This window comes from Chitinophaga arvensicola, assembly GCF_900110835.1.
Taxonomy (GTDB): domain Bacteria; phylum Bacteroidota; class Bacteroidia; order Chitinophagales; family Chitinophagaceae; genus Chitinophaga; species Chitinophaga arvensicola.
On sequence record NZ_FOJG01000002.1, the window covers coordinates 1,846,712 to 1,865,499 of the forward strand.

Below are 18,788 nucleotides of genomic sequence, written 5' to 3' on the forward strand. Positions count from 1 at the left end.
GATTAAATCTTTTTGGGCGCTTTATTTTCGGTCGTTTTATTTCTGCTGTAAAACAGTGATCGTCTTTTGTTGATCCGCTACTTTTTGATTCAGACTTTCTACATTCTTATTCAACTGGATGATGTACAAGGTGAGTTCTTCTACTTTCTTTAGTAACTGATGATTGATGTCACCCAGATCCAGCCCGTTTTCCGCCACTTCTTTTTCTGAGGGAATGCCTTCCAGGTGTTTTTCTTTCTTTACAAACTGTTCTACCTCATGTAAAGAAGGTAACTGGTATTCCGGATGAAACACATAATCAGGCCAGCCGTTCTGGACTACTTTAATGCGGCGTGCGCCAAGTGTGCCTTCCACTGCCAATTTATAATTAGCCGCCGGAGCAGTGCCACCAATGCTGACATTTCCGGTGTTTCCATCAGCAATGATAAAATAATTGGGAATTCCGGTACCATTAGAATTTACATGCGAAAAGTAGAGATTGGCTCCGGATGCACCGAGTCCGAAAGACCTGGTTCCGCCTGCAAATTCAATAGCAGAAGCATCATACAGTTTAATCGATTTCTTCCAGGAGTAGTCGGTCCAAAATGGGCCTCCTGCGATATCCAGTCTTGCGACTGAAGAGGAAGATCCAATACTGACATTCCCCTGCATAACAATCGGTTCAAAAGCCGTAAAAGCGGCAACGCCCGTTACCTGCGCGCCTGTTACCAATTGCAAAGTCTCCCCGTTGGCATAACCGGTAAATGAAAAAGCGGAAAGCGATGAAGAATTTGCTATCTCAATCGCAAGGTAACTCTTACTATTATACACCAGAGTTACTAATCTTGATGCTTCATTATAACTGATCATGGATCCCCTTGTACTATTGTTTGCAGAGGATGTATTTACTTCCATTGTCCATTTCCTGCCAAGAGCCGCCATCCCCCCACGGATGCCGGTAATTTTTCCATATACATGCATGTCCGGCAACAAAGTCCCCGTGTAAAGCTCGTGAAGAAGTAAGTAATCAACTCCTTGCGCGTCACGTGATTGACCTGGTATAGGTTTATTTACATAGTAGGTTCGTGAATTATCGTCTACTTTGAGAAATTGTGCTTGTGCAGACACAGCACCAGTCATACAAAATAAAATAAAGTACAGAATTCTTCTCATGTTATATTTTCTTATGGGATAAAAATTAAGAACAAATCAAGTTGGCTATTATTAACAAATCGGGGTTAATTATCGAGCAACGGGTACAGATATATCAATACCAGAAAATCAAGGCGCCTCACTCCTGCCTTGGTGGTATCTTCTGCGGTACATGTCTCCGGAAAAAATTTACAACATACACAGGAAGAGCTTCTATTCCCATTCTTTCTCCTCAAAATTTGTATACACCTCTTTCCACAATGCAATGGAAAGATCAGTATTGGCTTCAAGGTAAGTGAATACAGCAGCTTTATCGTCCTGCACGGCGGTCAGTCCGGATAGTAGCTGAGCAAATGCGGATATATCATCTGCCACCTTTACCAGTGTCCACTTTCCGGCGCCATGCGGTGCATAGTAAACCGGAAAACGTTGATTCGCCTCCGTTAGATCAACGATAAACGGATCGCTGAAATAATTCTGTGCTATCACGTACCAGTTCTCCAGGAAATCTCCTGGTTTTGTGCCTATGAGTGAAGCACCGGTTACGGCATTATAGCGGTATCCTTCCTGGAACTTTTCAAAAGTATCGGCGGTAGGGTATTCCTGTGGCAGGCAGAGGTCTTCCGTAACAATGGCGGGTTGTATAAATTCGAGTATCGCTGCGGGTATATTCATTTCCGGATTCGTTTGCTGTATGAACAATGCAAATAACGCATTTTTCATACAGCAAACGAAATGGTTTATTAATTCATAAATGCTTCAATCTTCTTTTTCTCATCAAGTTTTACAAACTGCCCGTATTTGTCGAGGTACTCCCGGGCTACAGGCTTAAAACCTTCTTTATCCTGTTTATTCAACAGATAAATCGTTCTTGCCCGCAGGTATATTTCCTCTCCGGGTGCGCCATACGGTTTCACGGCGGTATAGATAGCAGACCAGTCGGGGTTTGCGTTTGTTTCCGGTACAGATGGTGCAATCAGGTCCTGGTAAATAAGGTTCATCATTTTGACGGTAGATTGCCTGGCGCCCATCGCCTTATCGATGGCGTCCATATTATCGCGGATGATGGCAAAACCGGTATCGCTGGTGCTGCCGGTCACCTGCATTACATAACGCAGATCATCTTCTGAATACGGCGGTTTCATGAGTGCGAAATAATCATCGCCGGCCATGGCAGCGCCATCTTTATCACCAGCCTGTACGGCCATCATCGCGAGTTTCCGTAAAAACTCCGGTTCTTTTTTTCCATCGATATATTCCTGCAACATGGCGCTGTAAATAGCGGAAGGTTCTGTCACATCTGCGTCCGCGGCGGCAACGGCTGGCAGTGTACCCATATCTTTATTTAGCGGCGCATGGATCTTCCTTATTTCTGCAAACGGTATTTTCACAACTTCTCTGTCGTAGGTCAGCAAACCATTCTGTTCACCTTCCACATCAAAGGGTTGCGTATAAATGCTGGCAGATAATCCTTGTTTTTCCAGCAATTGCAGATGCTGGTTCATGATAGCATATTTGGATTTCAGGGCGCCGGGCTTTTCCTGGATGTACCCCCAGGCAGTATTCATATTCCACTGGTGATCCGGGATAAATACGCCGATGCCGCCAAACTCCCCGAGTACGCGGGCTTTGCCCGGCATCTTTATCGCGTTCATGGGATTGGGATAGCTGTGTACATCCGTGAGGTCTGCGCTTACATAAGCGTTCGGACTTGGGCTACGCAACTTTTCATTCACGTACAGGTATTCGCCGGAATGCCCGTTGATCAGGCGGGATGGGTCGCTGCGCTTGATCCATTCGGTAAGGCGTTGCTGATCAAACTGACCCCATTTTTCGTTGAACAGCACCCAGGTGGTGATGCAGGGATAATTGTGCAGCTGTGCCAGCGTTTCTTTGCATTGCTGCTCAAATGCGGCTTTAGCACCTTCCGGCAAACCATGATTCGGGCTTACCATGTCCTGCCATACCAGCATACCCAGTTTATCGGCCCAATAGTACCAGCGGTCTGGTTCTACCTTGATATGTTTACGGATGGTGTTAAAACCCATGGCTTTAATGGCTTTGATATCGAAAGCCAGGGCTTCATCTGTGGGTGCGGTATACAGTCCGTCGGGCCAGAAGCCCTGATCCAGCGTACCGAGATTGAAATATGGTTTGTTGTTCAGGAAGATGCGATCCACACCTTTATCATCTTTGGCGATGGAGACTTTACGCATACCAAAATAACTTTTCACTTCATCTACCACCGTATTGCCTTTCAGCAGTTTTACGGAAAGGTCGTACAGGAAAGGATTACCGGGCGACCACAAAGAAGGATTATCCAGTTTCAGTGACAGCGACGCGCCACTTTTACCTTTTATCTTGCCCACTGCATTGCCATCTTTCAAAGCCACTGCTTCCACATTATAACCTGCTGGGGCATTAACGGTAAGTACCAGCTGGCCCTTATCGATATCGGGTGTCATGTTCAGTCCGGAGATGTAATCTTTGGGCACTTTTTCCAACCATACAGTTTGCCAGATACCAGAACTGGGTGTATAATAGATATTGGCGGGATTGAGCACCTGTTTGCCGGAAGGGCCTACGCCCCTGTCGGAAGGATCATAGATCTTCAGCACAAGAATATTTTCGCCTTTTTTTGCAACATCTGTTACGTCAACGGTAAACGACGTATAGCCACCGGTGTGACCACCCACTTCTTTTCCGTTGAGATATACTTTGCTTTGCCAGTCAACCGCTCCGAAGTGCAGCAAGGTTCTCTCTCCTGCAGCGGGGTTGAGTTCAAGTCTCCGGCGATACCAGAGCCGCTGATCGGGCAGTAAAGTTTTCTTGACGCCCGACAGTGCAGATTCCAGCGGATAAGGGACCAGGATCTGTCCATCAAAATTATAAGGCGCTGCGCCATCAGCAGTGGTAATGGCGTATTCCCAGAGACCATTCAGGTTTTGCCAGTCTTTCCGCTCCAGTTGCGGGCGTGGATAAGCAGTAAGTGCATTCTGTGGATTTACTTCTTTGGCCCATCTCGACTGGATGGCTACTGGTTTCATTTTCCAGGCTGTTTGTGCCTGAAGGCTGGTACTGCCTGCCATCAGCAAGGCCGTAGCCAGTAATAACTGTTTTCTTGTTTGCATACGCATAATGGAGTTATTATTCTTCCTGGTTAATTGAGTTCTTAGTGGAATAAGATTGACCGGTTGTTAACTTGATTCATCTAGGTGGCTTCAAACAGGTACACGGGTGTTGAACAAAAAGTACCAAAATATACATAATTCCCCGGGAATAAACCGGGTTCCCTTTCTGTGTTTGTTAATCTGTTTATTTTATGATTTCATTTATATGAAATAAAATAATATTTAAATATATTTTAACCGTATAGATAAAAATAAAAGGAACACCTCTATAATAATTCATATTTTATTCTTAAATTATACAAAAACAACCTCATCCCATGACATAATTAAAACATTACAAAAATGAATACTATCAACCTTAATCGCTACGATCAGGTATCTCATACCTGGGATGAAATGTACATTGCGGATAATCACCTCCGGGAACAATACCACCAGATTATCCGTTACCTGGAAAACGAGTCGGCCAATGACCTCAATAAAAAAGAAGAGCTGGCGAAAAGGTTGTTTATGAGCCAGGGTATCACCTTCACGGTATACGACAGCGGAGAAGGTATTGAGAAGATTTTCCCGTTTGACATTATCCCCCGTATCATCACCTGCGCCGAGTGGGCTTTTATTGAAAAAGGGATCAAACAGCGGCTGAAAGCCCTGAATCTTTTTCTGAAAGATGTATATCATAACCAGTTCATTATCCGCGACAAAGTAATCCCGGCCTCCCTTATCTACTCCTGCCCCCATTTCCTGCGCGAAATGCACCAGCTGAACGTTCCCTACGACATTTATATCCACATTGCCGGTATAGACCTCATCCGGGATTTTGACGGCACTTTCTATGTGCTGGAAGACAATCTCCGCACCCCTTCCGGGGTAAGCTACATGCTGGAGAACCGCGAAATTACCAAACGACTTTTCCCCGATCTGCTGCCACAGTGCAAAGTGCGCAGCGTAACGGAATATCCGGCGATCCTTTATAAAAATCTGCTGTCGCTCTCGCCCCGGGCCGTATCCAATCCTACGATTGTGTTGCTGAGTCCGGGTATGTACAACTCCGCCTATTACGAACATACTACCCTGGCCCGTTTGATGGGTGTAGAACTGGTAGAAGGCCGCGACCTAATTGTAAAGGATCAGAAGGTATATATGAAAACGACTACCGGTTTGCAACAGGTAGACGTGATTTACCGGCGGGTAGATGATGATTTTATTGATCCCCTCGTATTCAACCCCAAAAGCGTACTCGGCGTGGCCGGCCTGATGAGCGCCTACCGCAAAGGAAATGTAGCCATCATCAATGCCACCGGCAACGGCGTTGCAGACGACAAAGCCGTTTACAGCTACGTACCGGACATGATCAAATACTATCTCAACGAAACCCCTCTGCTGAAAAATGTGCCTACCTACAGTCTTGGTAACCCGGATGAAAAAGCATACGTGTTTGAAAACATGCACAAGATGGTCATCAAAAAAACCAATGAAAGCGGCGGCTATGGCATGCTGATGGGACATGCAGCCACTGAACAGGAAATCGAAAACTATAAAAAAGAAATACTGAAAGATCCCCGCAACTTCATTGCGCAACCCACCATCAGCCTTTCCACCGCCCCCTGTTATCTCGATGGCATGTTGCAGCCCCGGCGCGTAGACCTACGCCCCTATGCACTTGTAGGGCCCGACGGCATTTCTATTGTTCCCGGCGGATTAACACGGGTAGCCCTTAAAGAAGGGTCACTGGTTGTCAACAGTTCACAGGGTGGTGGCAGCAAAGACACCTGGGTACTGGCATCATAAACTAAAACAATTGCCTATGTTAAGCAGAGTAGCCTCCAGTTTATATTGGCTAAGCCGATATGTAGAAAGAAGCGATGGCATTTTAAGAATGCTGAAAATCAACTACGCCTCTTCGCAGGACACCATCCAGGAATTCACCTGGACACCGGTGATCCGCATTTCCTCCGGTGGTAATGAAGCAGAGATGTCTGCTATCAAAAATGATAGTCGCTCCGTTATCGAGTACCTGCTTTTTAACCGCGATAATCCTAACTCCATCATCAACATGATTACGCTGGCCCGTGAAAATGCCCGCAGTGTACAGGAACATATCGCGAAAGATCTATGGCAGTGTCTCAACGAATATTATCATACCGTAAAAGATCCTAAACTACTCTGGTATGTACAAAAGGATGATCCCGTAACAGCCCTCGATATACTGATCAAACAGGTAATGCTGTATTACGGCACCGCAGGCAGTATCATGGAAAGAGGGGAAATCCGGAGCTTTATGAGTATTGGTAAATATCTCGAAAGAAGTATACAGTCGATCGATATCCTTGACATCAAATTTATCTCCATCTCCAACAACCCGGATCTGCTCACCGATACCTCTTACTGGCAGCACCTGTTGTTATCACTCGGCGGATATGAATTATACCTGAAATCGTACCGAAAAGGCTTTGAAGCCGAAAATGTGCTGGAACTGGTGATGCTCAACAATGATTTTCCAAGATCGGCCAAGTACTCGGTGAACAATATCCACCGCTATTTCGAGCGATTGAAGAGCGATAAGAATATTGAACATTACAATAAGCTGTCGTTCAATATCGGACGCCTGAACAGCACCATCACCTACAGTTCGGTGAACAGCATGAAGGCCGAGGGACTGCATCCTTATCTTGTAAAAATCAGGAGCGAGTTATACGGCATCGGCAACCTCCTGAATGAATATTATTTCGCGAACGCTTAACCATTGCATATGCCTGTTTTCAAAATAAAACACATCACACATTACATCTATGAAGCACCGGTGCGGGACAGCGCCAATCAAATTATCCTGTACCCGGTGAAAGATGATTATCAGAAAGTAATCCGGCACGACCTGAGTATTTCACGGCATCCGGACGTAGAAATATTCCAGGATTATTATGGAAATGAGGTAGGAAGTTTTACACAGACAGAGCCCCATCATGAATTAAAAATCATTTCGGCTATCTGTGTAGAAACCTTGCCACGGCCACTTCCAACCGACCTGCTTCCGTATGCCACACAATGGCAACAACTGGAAAATATCAGGTACGAGGTGGCCTATATCGACTATCTCAAACAGGAAATATTTGAAAGCGTGGTTTCATTACGGCAGATCTGCCTTGACCTGAAAGACGCTACTGCTACACCTTTCCAGACGGCAGTACGTTTCTGTGAATATGTATACACGCATTTTGAATATATCAAAGGAGTAACTACGGTAGATACCACCCTCGATGAAATCCTTTCCCTGCAGGCAGGCGTGTGCCAGGACTTCGCGCATCTGCTCACGGCCATGCTACGCCTGACACAGATTCCCGCACGCTATGTAAGCGGCTATATCTGCCCCAATAAAAACGGGATGCGCGGTGAAGGCGCCACCCATGCCTGGGCAGAAGTATACCTGCCGGAATATGGGTGGCTGGGCCTCGATCCGACCAACAATTGCATTGCCGGAGAGAATCATGTAAAGTTGGCGGTGGGTCGTAATTTCAGCGATTGTTCTCCCGTGAAAGGTGTGTATAGCGGAGGCGCCGGTCATACGCTGGAAGTAACAGTATCAGTAGGTTATGACGACCAGGAACATTTTGACACAGAACCGTTTCAACCGTCAACACCAGCCATAAGCACTACCACGGCGCCTTTAGCGCCTGTAAAAAACAGTTATCAGCGACATCTCGAAGAAATAATGATGCAGCAACAGCAGCAACAATAAACGGACAAATCTCACCGGCGAATGACAGGATGATGTCTGTGGAGCCTGTTAACGCCGGTCAGGCCCGCTTTGAAGAGATACTATTAATTTCATAAAACAATTTGATAATTCATCAATAAAGAAAAAATTATATAGTTTTGCTATCGACAACCTACGAATTATATCTACAACTGTCACAACTTAAAAGAGTACGATGCAAAGCTTAGCCATAAAAGGCCGCTGGGACGCTTTCTGCAACACCATAAGCAAGATCCCGCCGAAATACCTGTATATTTTATTCCTGTTAATGGCGGTAGGCATTTCCCTGCATTCCTGGTATTCCTCCCAGGACATGGAAAGATGGACCCGTTATAACAACTTCCTGATCTTCAAGGCTTCATTCGCGCACCTGATCCATAACCAGGATCTGTATGTATTGTATGAATCCGAGTATTATGATCTGTATAAATACAGTCCTACGTTCGCCATGTGGATGGGCGCTTTTGCCTGGATGCCGGATGTACCCGCATTGATCTGCTGGAACATCATGAATGTGGTGGTATTTATTATTGCCATCAGAACATTACCGGTGAAAAAAGAAAAGCAATCGATCCTGTTGTTGTTTCTGGCTATTGAGATGATGATTGCGCTCACCAGTTCCCAGATCAACGTACTGATAGCCGGCTTCTTTATCCTGGCCTGGCATGCCATGGAAAACAAAAAAATCTGGCTGGCGGCGTTATTGCTGGTAATCACGGTTTACATCAAAATATTTGGCCTGGTGGCCATGTCGCTGTTCCTGTTGTACCCGCAACGCTGGAAAGCAGCTTTGTACACCGCCTTCTGGACACTTGTGATTGCAGTGATGCCTTTACTGGTGATTTCTCCTGAGCAGTTAACTTTTCTTTACAAGAGCTGGGCACATCTGCTGGCCAACGACTACTCCGCCTCCTATGGCGTATCGGTAATGGGCTGGTGGCATACCTGGTTCAATATGGATATTTCCAAACAACTATTTATGCTGTCGGCAGCGGTCATCTTTATGCTGCCTTTTATACCCATTCTTTACAACAAGGAATCAAAATACAACCTGAGTATGCTGGCCTCTGTACTGATCTGGGTGGTGATCTTCAACCATAAAGGAGAATCGCCCACCTACATCATTGCACTGACCGGTGTTGCGATCTGGTATTTTACACAGGAGAAGCCGTCGAAGTTAAATACCACGCTGGCAGTACTCACCCTGGTATTCACCTCATTCTCTTCTACCGATCTCATTACGCCTTACTGGATAGCCAGAACCTATGTGGAGCCTTATGCGGTGAAAGCAGTATTCTGTTCAATCGTGTGGTTAAAAATAATACTGGAACCATTTTTCCTGCCTTCCACGGGAGGCGCTGTGGAAATGGAGAAGCTGCAACGTGCAGCATAAAATACATCGGGGGAAGGCAGGCGCCTTCCCCCGTCTCATTAAGCATTCTGCTTTCTTACATATTTGGTGAGGATCACAATCAGCTGTCCTTCTATCTTTCCTTCTATTTGTTCGGTATTATCTGCTACCAGCCGGATATTCTTAACCACCGTACCCATTTTTGCATTTAAGGTAGAACCTTTTACATCAAGCGACTTAGTCAGAATAACGGTATCCCCGTTTTGGAGCACTGCGCCATTGCTATCGCGATGCAGGTCTACCGCACCATCGTTTTCATGATCACCTGTGGCTTTGGCCCATGCAAGCGCTTCGTCGTTCAGGTAAATCATATCGAGACTGTCGGCCGCCCAGCTTTCCTGTTTCAGCCGGTTCAGCATACGCCAGGATACAATCTGTACACCCGGAATTTCGCTCCACATGGAAGTAGTGAGGAATTGCCAGTGGGTACTATCCAGCTCAGCTTTTTTCTCTACCTGCGACTGACATTTCTCACAGATGAAGATACAATTGTCCTGATCACTGTAGGTCTGAGGAGGTACTTCGTATACATTCAGGGGCTCTCCCGAGAGGCATAGTTCGCATTTATTTTCGCTCCTTGTTAGTAATAGTTCGTTCAGCTTCATAATATCCTTTATAAAAAAATGTGCACGAAGGTACTATTTTTTAGACCGGGAAATGGCCATTTCTGCCGACAATATACGGATACCTTCTTCCAGCTCCTGAAGATTCAGGGAAGCATAACCAAGCCGTAATGCGTTGAGCGGCTCACCAGTAAACGAAAAGCGTTCCGTAGGCATTACAGATACCCCTTTCTTTGCCAGTCGTGCTGCCAGTTCTGCTGTATTCACAGGGCGGTTCATTTTCACCCAATATGCCAGCCCGCCTTCCGGTTTGCTGAATGTCACCTGTTTGCCCAGGTGTAAGAGCAGGTAATCATTCATCGCTTCACGCCGTTCTTTATACACCTGGAAGGCTCTTTTTGCGTGTCTGCTGATAGCGCCGTTTTCCATCAGTTCCGCGATGGCCTGTTCCATGATGGGATCTCCCTGTCGGTCGACCAATCCTCTCAGTTGCGCCAGAGAAGAGATAAAGGCAGCAGGGCCGGTAACGTAGCCGATCCGCACAGCGGGCGCCACGAGCTTACTCAGGGAACTGATATAAATCACATTGGCGGCGTGTTCATGGCTGGCCAATGGCAGGAGACTTTTGGCGTCAAAATGAAATTCATGATCATAATCATCTTCGATGATGGCGAATCCATAGCGGTTGGAAAGTTCTATCAGCTTCAACCGCCGTTCTGCTTTCATACTCACGGCAGTAGGAAACTGGTGGTGCGGGGTAACGTATACGGCTTTCAGTTTCCGGCTGCGGCAGATATGTTCCAGTTCATCTACCATCAACCCTTTTTCATCTACAGGAACGTGGATCATGTGGGCGCCTGCCTGTACAAATGTTTGCCAGGCGGGTAAGTAGCCCGGTGATTCTATGGCTACATGATCTCCGGGGCGGATCAGTGTTTGTGCGGTGAGATAAAGGGCCATCTGGCTGCCACGGGTAATACAAACAGTGTCTTTGCCGGTATTCATTCCCCTTTTGGAAGACAGCATAGCGGCAATGGCTATACGTAACCGTTCTTCTCCCTGTGCAGGCCCATAGCCCAACATGCGCCAGCGGGCTTTCTGCTGAAAAATACGTTTATAGGCTTTGGCCAGTTCATCGAGGGGGGCCAGGCGTACATCCGGCAATCCATCGTTGAATACGATGAGTCCACCGGTATTGGAGGGATGTAATGTGCTGACGGCGGTTTCATTGAACTCAAAGCTGCTGCGGGTTTTCGCGGGCTGCTTTTTCAGACTGGGTAATTCAGCGGCGACGAAGGTGCCTTTCTTATCGGCAGCTTCCAGCCATCCGGCGGCGATCAGTCCTTCATAGGCCAGCACCACTGTTTTCCGGTTTACGCCCAAATCGGCCGCCAGGATGCGGCTTCCGGGCAATGCCGCACCAGGTTGCAGCCTTCCTTTCTTTATTTCTGCGATGATGCCATCAGCGATCTGCTGATAAACAGCCACCTGGTGATGAAGATCTACGGGTAATATTGTTTTCCAGGGTCTAAGCATCTGGACCATCTGTTTTAGTTAAAACTGGATCATTATGATCATCCAAAAATAGACAAATTTTGTGTCATCGGAATCATCATTATCTCATCAAAAAATTACAACAGATGGAAAAAGCATTTTCTTCAAAAGATTTTCACCAGACCTTCGCCCGTCCGGTATTTGTAAAGCCATCGAAGCTGATCCACAGGAATGTGGAGCAGGCTGGCGAACATGATCAGTTCTCTGCAGAGCGCAAGCATCCGGTATTTTTTGTGGATCTGCCAACAAAAAACGTCAGCATGACTATTGGCGGCTTACTCCCTGGTCAGCTCACCAACCGTCATCGTCATACCTATGAAACGGTGTTGTACGTACTCGAAGGCAAGGGATACACAGAAGTAGAAGACGAAAAAGTATACTGGCAGGCGGGTGACGCCGTATACATTCCCAGCTGGGCATGGCATCGTCATCAGAACGAGAGCGACCAGGAACCCGCCAGGTATATTGCCTGCGAAAACGCGCCACAGTTGCAGAACCTGGGCGTTGCCTTAAGAGAAGAAGAAGGCCGCGATCTTTAATCTCCCGAAAAAAACAACACACATGAAAATATTTGAAGGCATTATTGCCTATCCCATTACACCTTTTGACCAATCGGAAAAAGTAGACATTTCTTTATTTCAATCACTCACAGAGCGCCTGGTGCAGGCCGGCGCCGGGGGTATTGCACCTTTGGGCAGCACGGGCGTATTGCCCTATCTGCAGGACGATGAAAAAGAAGCGGTTACGCTGGCAGCGCTGCAGCAGGTAAATGGTCGCGTGCCGGTATTGGTGGGAGTTTCCCATCTCACCACCGAACGCACTATTCATCATGCGCGATTTGCAGAAAAGGCAGGCGCTACTGCCGTGATGATTATTCCAATGAGTTACTGGAAACTCACGGAGGAAGAGATTTTCCGGCACTACGACCGGGTGGCTTCGCAATTGTCTATTCCCATTATGGCGTATAATAACCCGGCTACTGGTGGCATAGATATGTCGCCCGCGCTGCTAAAAAGATTACTGGAGATTCCAAACGTAACGATGATCAAAGAGAGTACGGGAGATATCCAGCGCATGCATTACCTGCGGAAGGCACTGGGAGAAGAAGTAACTTTTTATAATGGCTCGAATCCGTTGGCACTGGCGGCTTTCGCGGCCGGGGCAAGCGGCTGGTGTACCGCAGCATTTAACCTGATTCCCGAATTGAACAACCAGCTGTATGCTGCCATCCGTAAGAATGATCTGGCGCAGGCGCAGGCACTTTTTTACCGGCAGTTTGAGCTGTTGCAGTTTATCGTGGCAAAAGGCTTACCTGCTGCAATCCAGGCCGGGCTTAAAATACAGGGCATTGAAAGCGGCTATTTACGAAGCCCGCTACAGGAATTGAATCCTGCAGATTATCAGCGGTTGGTGCAATTACTAAACGCAGTGAATTAAAAAGAAACAGCGCCGTTCTTCGCGAACGGCGCTGTTGTTGATGAATAAATATATTTATCGACGACCTGTTAAGGTACTACCGTAATGAATAAATAAGTGGCCAGGATTACCAGCAGCACAATCCCCTGCAGGATATTAGTTCTTCCTGCATTGAAGGAAATACTGATGGTAAACAGGGACAGGATCAGCAACAGGGTAGATTTTGCATCAATACCAAGCGTGATCTGGAAGCCCAGTGCGTAGGCGACTACGGCCACCGCAGGTATCGTAAGACCAATACTGGCCAGTGCAGAGCCTAATGCCAGATTGAGACTTGTCTGCAAGCGGTTTTTAGAGGCGGCCTTGATCGCTGCCAGTCCTTCCGGCAACAGGATCACCGCTGCGATGATCACACCAACAAGACTCTTCGGCGCGCCCATATTCACCACAATGGTTTCTATGACCGGTGATAATTTCTTTGACTGTAATACCACTACTGCGAGCGCGATCAACAAAAACACCAGGCTGATGATCATTGTTAAGCTGGAAGGAGGTGGTGCGTGTGTATCTTCATCTCCCGGAGGTGCATCCTCTGGCAGGAAATAATCGCGGTGACGCACCGTTTGCACTGCTACAAAGCCACCATACAATACGAGGGAAATAAGCGCTACGAAAATCAGCTGACTGTTCGAATATACAGGCCCTACTTCCGTAGTGGTATAATTGGGTAATACCAGTGTAAGTACCGATATAGCGGTCAATGCCACCAAAGCGGCGCTGACACCCTGTTTGATAAATGCCTGTTCCTTAAAACGATAACCGCCTATAAATAAAGACATACCGATGATGCCCGAGAGAATCAGCATAATAGCTGCAAACACGGTATCTCTTGCCAGCGTGGAACCTGCATCTGCCTCATTCAGCATGATGGATACAATGAGGGATACTTCAATCACTGTGATGGCCAGCGCCAGAATAAGGGTTCCATAAGGTTCGCCCACTTTATGGGCCACCACCTCCGCATGATGCACGGCTGATAATACCACGGTAATCAGTGATATGCCCAGTATAGCTGAAAAAATACCGCTTTGCTGTTCGCTTGCAAATCCTAACAGTACCAGACCTACAATGGGGCATATAAGGCTCCATAGTGGTAAGGTGATTTTCCATTTCTTGTAGAGAAAGTGATTGAATGCCATGTGCTTAATTTACAAAAATTTACGCAACTGTCCGCATCTGTTTGATAAAAATTTGTTAATCATCCTATCTATTTCCGGTGAAAGCGAGCGTGAGTGGGAAGATAACGGACAAGGCTATACGTGAAAAAAAATGATGATTATTTTTCCGGCAGTTTAATATAAAAAAGAAAAGATGTAAGCAAATTGTTGCATATTAGTGATCAGTTTTGTTTGTCTCCCCGGTTATAAAACAAGTGAACATGTTAAAACGCAGGAATTTTCTCAAGCACCTGGGCTTATCCGGCACAGGGCTGTTGCTGGCCGGCAGATCATTGTCCGTGCCTATGCCACCATCGGCCGCTGGGGCGGCCAAACTCCGTATCGGTGTGATTTCCGATCTGCATCATCTCCAGTTTGGGAAATCAGAAGAACCACGTTTAAAAGCTTTTATGGACGACGTGGTAAAAGTTAAACCGGATTTCATTATTCAATGCGGGGATTTCTGCCGCCCGAAAGGTTCAGATGGCATTATGAAGGAATGGAACCGGTTCAGCGGACCGAAGTATCATGTGTTGGGCAACCACGACATGGATGTTTGTGACAAGGCCACCATTATGAAATTATGGGGAATGGAGCAGCGCTATTATTCCTTCGACCAGGGAGGTTATCATTTTGTGATCATGGACAGGAATTTCTTACAGGAAGATGATAAAACACTGGTAGACTACAACAACAGCAACTGGGGCCCTCTCCCCTCCCCCAAGCGGAGTTTCACCGATGCAGCACAACTGGAATGGCTGAAGCAGGACCTGGCAGCGGCGAAGTATCCGGTCATTGTATTTATGCACCAACCTGTTTTCCTGAGTGACTTCTACACAGAGCTGGGCAATGCAGATGAAATTTTATCGATTTTTGATACGGCCAATTTTGCTGCTTCGCAAAAGGGCAGTAATAATGCGGTCAGGGCGGTGTTTATGGGACACGACCATGATGACCGCTATGGGATCCGCAACAACGTGCATTACTTCCTGCTGAACAGTGCTACTTATGTGTATACGGAATCCGGGGCACACTTTTATGCCGACTCCCTTTTTGCATTTATCACACTGGATCCGTCAGGCTGGCTGCATATAGAGGGCAGATCCACGCGTTACCGGGATACGGTGCCTGACCAGATAAAAGCACAGTTTCCTACGAGCATCAGTGATCGTCATATACAACTACAGGCGCATTCAAAGTAAAGGAAGGCATGCCTTCCTTTACTTTGAATGCAGGATTATGCCTGTGTAAAATCCGTATTTCCGGATACTTCTTCCCATGCGTCTATCTCCTGTGCGGTGGCTGCTGCTTTGGCGCGTACCAAAGCGATGGCATCTCTCCCAACAGGCACATGTAAAGGAGGATGTTCGCTATCTGCCAGCCGGAGCACTACCTGGGCCAGCTTTGCCGGATCCCCGGGTTGGTTGCCATGCAGCTGATTAATGCCTTTTCTTGTTTGCCCGGAAGTCGCGGCATATGCTTCCAGGACATTGGCGGCAGGCTGATAAGAATCGGCAGAGGCAAATTCCGTACGGAAAATGCCAGGGGCCAGAGCGGTAACGTGGATGCCCAGTGGTTTCACTTCCAGCGCTAATCCCTCGCTGATGCCTTCTACCGCAAATTTTGTGGCACCGTAAAGTCCCAGGCCCGGAGCACCCGCGCCATAGCCAAACAAGGAAGAGATATTGATGATATGACCCGATTGTTGTGCCCTCATCTGTGGCAGCACCGCGCGGGTTACATTCAGCAACCCGAATACGTTGGTATCGAATTGTTTTCTTACTTCCTGGTCAGATACTTCTTCTGTAGCGCCTACCAGTCCGTAGCCAGCGTTATTCACGAGTACATCAATCCTTCCGAAATGCGCGATGGCTTCCTGTACACCTGTTTTCACCTGGGCTTCGTTTGTTACGTCGAGCGTTACTACCAGCAGTGCATCGGAATGCTGCAACGCCGCTTTCAGTTGTTCGGGTTTGCTGCGCACAGTAGCCACTACCTTATCTCCGGCCGCCAGGGCTGCTTTGGTGATATCTAAGCCGAAGCCCCTGGAGGCGCCGGTTATAAACCATACTTTCTGATTTTTCATTTGTTTGTTTTTTTATGATAGATACTTTGCCTCATAAGTGACCGATCGGTCACTTATGAGGCAAAAAAAATTAACGTAGCTGTTCTTCTATTTCTTTTTTAAGAATCTGATTGATGATTTTCATTTTGTTGTTGCTACCCGCAGCGCGACAGAGGATAATACCACCTTCTATCATGGCAAACATTTTGGTGGCAAATTCCGGGGCGTTCCAGCTGGCTTTGAACTCTTTACGGGCAATGCCGTATTCGATGATATCAACAATCATCTGCTGGGCGGTATCCAGGCTCTTATTCACTTTACGCCGGATGGCGGGGAAGTTGTCGTCTGCTTCTGCACCGAAGTTAATCATCGGGCAGCCACCTTTTACAGGTGGCGTCAGCGGGTGACTGAGGATCTCCATATAGGCCAGGAGCTTATCGTGGGCGGAATCTGCCCTGTTCACCACTGCCATCACTTTTGAAGAGAGCTTCTCCAGGTTATAAGCCACTACGGCTTCGGATAACTCTTCTTTGTTCTGAAAATGTACATATAAGCTTCCTTTGGCTAGGCCGGTAGCCTCCATGATATCGCTCATAGCAGTGGCTGCAATCCCTTTCGTATTGAAAATGGGCGCCGCCTGCTCGATAATCAATTGCCTGGTTTTTTCTGCTTTTGTCATTTTATGTATGGAATGATGACACAAAGGTAAATGACCTATCGGTCATTTACCAAATTTATTTTTCGACACCCGCTCCCACCATTCTCCCATGCACAAAATAATAAAATACCCCACCTGCAAAATAAGCCACCACATCCCAGTTATCACGGGTATAAACACCTGAATACCGGGGCATTACCCATTCAAAGGCAACAGCAGTATAAACAGCAATAAACAACAGGTAACTTAAAGGATAACGGTAACACTGATCCCGGAGGATATAAGTCCGGATGAATGTAACCGACACATGCGCGATCGCCGGCACCGCCGTAAAATCGGTCAGGTACCCGTTTAATAACGGGATCGGACAATGAAAGTACCGGCAGGCATGAATAAGTATCCACGCGCTGCAATAAGTAAGCATGAAAGGATCAAATAAACGCTTCATAATACAAACATGATGGCGCCACCAAGCAGCAGGGTGACCAATAATGCCATCACTGCAAACAGGTAAAAAGCGCTGTCCTTTAATAACCTTACAGGTACTTTATCGGTAGGCTGCACCGGAAACATGCTTCCTCTTAAACGCTGAAACAAAGATTTCCTTTCGTCTTCCTGGTTGAACGATTCGTTGTTCATACTTTCCTTATTTAGAACAAATGTACTAATTATTTTATTATTTAGAACAATTGTTCTAATTTTGAAAGATGGACACCAAGAGCATTATTCTAAAAACCGCACTGGAACTGTACAATACACAGGGCGTACATGCTGTTACCAGCAGACATATTGCAGCTGAAATGGGTATCAGTGCCGGAAATCTTCATTATCACTTCAAACAGACGGATGAAATTATCAAAACGCTCTACGAACAACTGGCTACCAGTTTTGATACAATTATCTCCGGCATGGAATCACAGGAAAGCGTACAACTGGAAACATTGTTTGAATCTACTGTCCGCTCCTTCGAACTCGTTTATAAATACCGGTTTATATTTTTACACTTCGTAGAGATAAGTATGCGCATTCCTTCCATCAGGAAAGATTATTACGCTTTAACCCAACGCAGAACAAAAGAATTTCTTTCCATTTTTGAACAGCTGAAAACAGCAGGTATCTTCCGGAAAGATCTGCCGGATAACCTCTGGGAATCGCTGGTACAGCAGATATTTATCGTAGGAGATTTTTGGTTATCCAATAACGAACTCACGGTAAGACTTAAGGGCAGCAATGCTGTAAAACATTACAGTCAGCTGTTTATTCGCATGTTCTATCCCTATCTCACACCAGCAGCCCTGGAAAATATACCGGTATAGTACATGGAAACTTAATGCATAATAGCAATTGCCGGAAACAGGTATTTTCCTACATTCAGGCCTTCTAATACTGTAGATATGAAACACCTGTTGGTAGCCCTCAGTGTAGTGGCTGTTTCCTTTAATGCCTGCCAGCGCAAAGCGGATGACGGATCCGCCGCTGCAAAGAAGTATGTGACCCAGCTGAAAGCAGACAAGTATCCCAGGTACGATATTATACCCAAACTGGATACCTCAGCGATCCCCGTACTGATCCAATATGTAAATGACAGCAGCGTTATACAGAACTATCCGATTCCTTCCTTGTCAGCCGTCGCCTATGGACCGCAACAGGTAGGAATGATTATCATGTATACGATTGAAAGCATCCGTTTACAGCGTGTCAATGGAGCATCCAGTATTCCTTATGCCAGAGACACCACTGCGCCGGATCGTAAATTGACCGTAGCCGAACTGGCCCCCCACTATGTAGATTGGTGGAATAAAAACAAGGATAAACCGGCCGAAGAGCTGAAAGTAATTTCTCCGTTAGCAGGTACCTCTCTCTCCTGGCATTAACATACAAGGGCGTC

General features: G+C 46.6%; 19 protein-coding genes. 9 read left to right on the forward strand and 10 right to left on the reverse strand.

From position 1 onward, the window contains the following. Positions 1-36 precede the first annotated feature (36 nt). From BMW79_RS24865 to BMW79_RS24875, 3 genes are all read right to left on the reverse strand, one after another. A complete protein-coding gene (locus BMW79_RS24865; protein WP_143059266.1) occupies positions 37-1,152 on the reverse strand; it encodes a hypothetical protein in 1,116 nt (371 codons plus the stop codon). A gap of 192 nt (positions 1,153-1,344) precedes the next feature. Next, complete coding sequence (locus tag BMW79_RS24870; RefSeq protein WP_089899392.1) at positions 1,345-1,854, reverse strand: SMI1/KNR4 family protein; 510 nt, start codon at positions 1,852-1,854, stop codon at positions 1,345-1,347. A 20-nt stretch (positions 1,855-1,874) separates the two neighbouring features. Continuing rightward, on the reverse strand, positions 1,875-4,262 hold the full coding sequence (locus tag BMW79_RS24875) for a glycoside hydrolase family 2 protein (RefSeq protein WP_245752676.1): 2,388 nt from the start codon (positions 4,260-4,262) through the stop codon (positions 1,875-1,877). Positions 4,263-4,604: 342 nt separating this feature from the next. Between BMW79_RS24875 and BMW79_RS24880 the strand changes: the two genes are divergently transcribed. The 4 genes from BMW79_RS24880 (at position 4,605) to BMW79_RS24895 (ending at position 9,409) form a co-directional block, all read left to right on the forward strand. Beyond that, on the forward strand, positions 4,605-6,053 hold the full coding sequence (locus BMW79_RS24880) for a circularly permuted type 2 ATP-grasp protein (RefSeq protein WP_089899395.1): 1,449 nt from the start codon (positions 4,605-4,607) through the stop codon (positions 6,051-6,053). 16 nt (positions 6,054-6,069) lie between these two features. Continuing rightward, a complete protein-coding gene (locus BMW79_RS24885; protein WP_089899398.1) occupies positions 6,070-7,005 on the forward strand; it encodes an alpha-E domain-containing protein in 936 nt (311 codons plus the stop codon). Between the two features lie 9 nt (positions 7,006-7,014). After that, positions 7,015-7,998: a transglutaminase family protein gene (locus BMW79_RS24890; protein WP_089899401.1), complete on the forward strand. Its 984-nt coding sequence runs from the start codon at positions 7,015-7,017 to the stop codon at positions 7,996-7,998. 193 nt (positions 7,999-8,191) lie between these two features. After that, positions 8,192-9,409, forward strand: coding sequence for a glycosyltransferase family 87 protein (locus BMW79_RS24895; protein WP_089899405.1), 1,218 nt, complete (start codon positions 8,192-8,194; stop codon positions 9,407-9,409). Between the two features lie 38 nt (positions 9,410-9,447). On the opposite strand, the gene BMW79_RS24900 is transcribed toward BMW79_RS24895, so the two are convergent. Beyond that, positions 9,448-10,032, reverse strand: coding sequence for a PhnA domain-containing protein (locus BMW79_RS24900; protein ID WP_089899407.1), 585 nt, complete (start codon positions 10,030-10,032; stop codon positions 9,448-9,450). 33 nt (positions 10,033-10,065) lie between these two features. After that, positions 10,066-11,535: a MocR-like pyridoxine biosynthesis transcription factor PdxR gene (pdxR, locus tag BMW79_RS24905; protein WP_218150435.1), complete on the reverse strand. Its 1,470-nt coding sequence runs from the start codon at positions 11,533-11,535 to the stop codon at positions 10,066-10,068. Between the two features lie 95 nt (positions 11,536-11,630). On the opposite strand from pdxR, the gene BMW79_RS24910 reads away from it, so the two are divergent. Beyond that, positions 11,631-12,083, forward strand: a complete 453-nt coding sequence (locus BMW79_RS24910) for a cupin domain-containing protein (RefSeq protein ID WP_089899414.1) — start codon at positions 11,631-11,633, stop codon at positions 12,081-12,083. A 22-nt stretch (positions 12,084-12,105) separates the two neighbouring features. Further along, positions 12,106-12,981, forward strand: coding sequence for a dihydrodipicolinate synthase family protein (locus BMW79_RS24915; protein ID WP_089899416.1), 876 nt, complete (start codon positions 12,106-12,108; stop codon positions 12,979-12,981). A gap of 68 nt (positions 12,982-13,049) precedes the next feature. On the opposite strand, the gene BMW79_RS24920 is transcribed toward BMW79_RS24915, so the two are convergent. Next, a complete protein-coding gene (locus tag BMW79_RS24920) occupies positions 13,050-14,159 on the reverse strand; it encodes a calcium:proton antiporter (RefSeq protein ID WP_089899419.1) in 1,110 nt (369 codons plus the stop codon). A 239-nt stretch (positions 14,160-14,398) separates the two neighbouring features. On the opposite strand from BMW79_RS24920, the gene BMW79_RS24925 reads away from it, so the two are divergent. Next, the gene (locus tag BMW79_RS24925) at positions 14,399-15,379 is read left to right on the forward strand and encodes a metallophosphoesterase family protein (RefSeq protein ID WP_089899422.1); all 981 of its coding nucleotides are present in this window, start codon (positions 14,399-14,401) and stop codon (positions 15,377-15,379) included. 35 nt (positions 15,380-15,414) lie between these two features. Here BMW79_RS24925 and BMW79_RS24930 read toward each other — a convergent pair whose 3' ends face one another. From BMW79_RS24930 to BMW79_RS24945, 4 genes are all read right to left on the reverse strand, one after another. Beyond that, the gene (locus BMW79_RS24930) at positions 15,415-16,263 is read right to left on the reverse strand and encodes an oxidoreductase (protein WP_089899425.1); all 849 of its coding nucleotides are present in this window, start codon (positions 16,261-16,263) and stop codon (positions 15,415-15,417) included. Between the two features lie 70 nt (positions 16,264-16,333). After that, the gene (locus BMW79_RS24935) at positions 16,334-16,921 is read right to left on the reverse strand and encodes a TetR/AcrR family transcriptional regulator (protein ID WP_089899428.1); all 588 of its coding nucleotides are present in this window, start codon (positions 16,919-16,921) and stop codon (positions 16,334-16,336) included. Positions 16,922-16,976: 55 nt separating this feature from the next. Next, positions 16,977-17,348 carry a hypothetical protein gene (locus tag BMW79_RS24940; protein ID WP_089899432.1) on the reverse strand — a complete coding sequence of 124 codons (372 nt, stop codon included), beginning with the start codon at positions 17,346-17,348 and terminating at the stop codon, positions 16,977-16,979. Further along, positions 17,345-17,539 (reverse strand): hypothetical protein, encoded by a 195-nt coding sequence (locus tag BMW79_RS24945; protein ID WP_089899435.1) that lies wholly within the window; start codon positions 17,537-17,539, stop codon positions 17,345-17,347. The genes BMW79_RS24940 and BMW79_RS24945 overlap by 4 nt, the downstream gene beginning before the upstream one ends. Positions 17,540-17,607: 68 nt before the next feature. Between BMW79_RS24945 and BMW79_RS24950 the strand changes: the two genes are divergently transcribed. Together BMW79_RS24950 and BMW79_RS24955 are read left to right on the forward strand one after the other, a co-directional pair. Next, positions 17,608-18,216 carry a TetR/AcrR family transcriptional regulator gene (locus BMW79_RS24950; RefSeq protein ID WP_089899438.1) on the forward strand — a complete coding sequence of 203 codons (609 nt, stop codon included), beginning with the start codon at positions 17,608-17,610 and terminating at the stop codon, positions 18,214-18,216. A gap of 78 nt (positions 18,217-18,294) precedes the next feature. Further along, on the forward strand, positions 18,295-18,774 hold the full coding sequence (locus BMW79_RS24955; protein ID WP_089899440.1) for a DUF4943 family protein: 480 nt from the start codon (positions 18,295-18,297) through the stop codon (positions 18,772-18,774). The last annotated feature ends 14 nt before the right edge of the window (positions 18,775-18,788 follow it).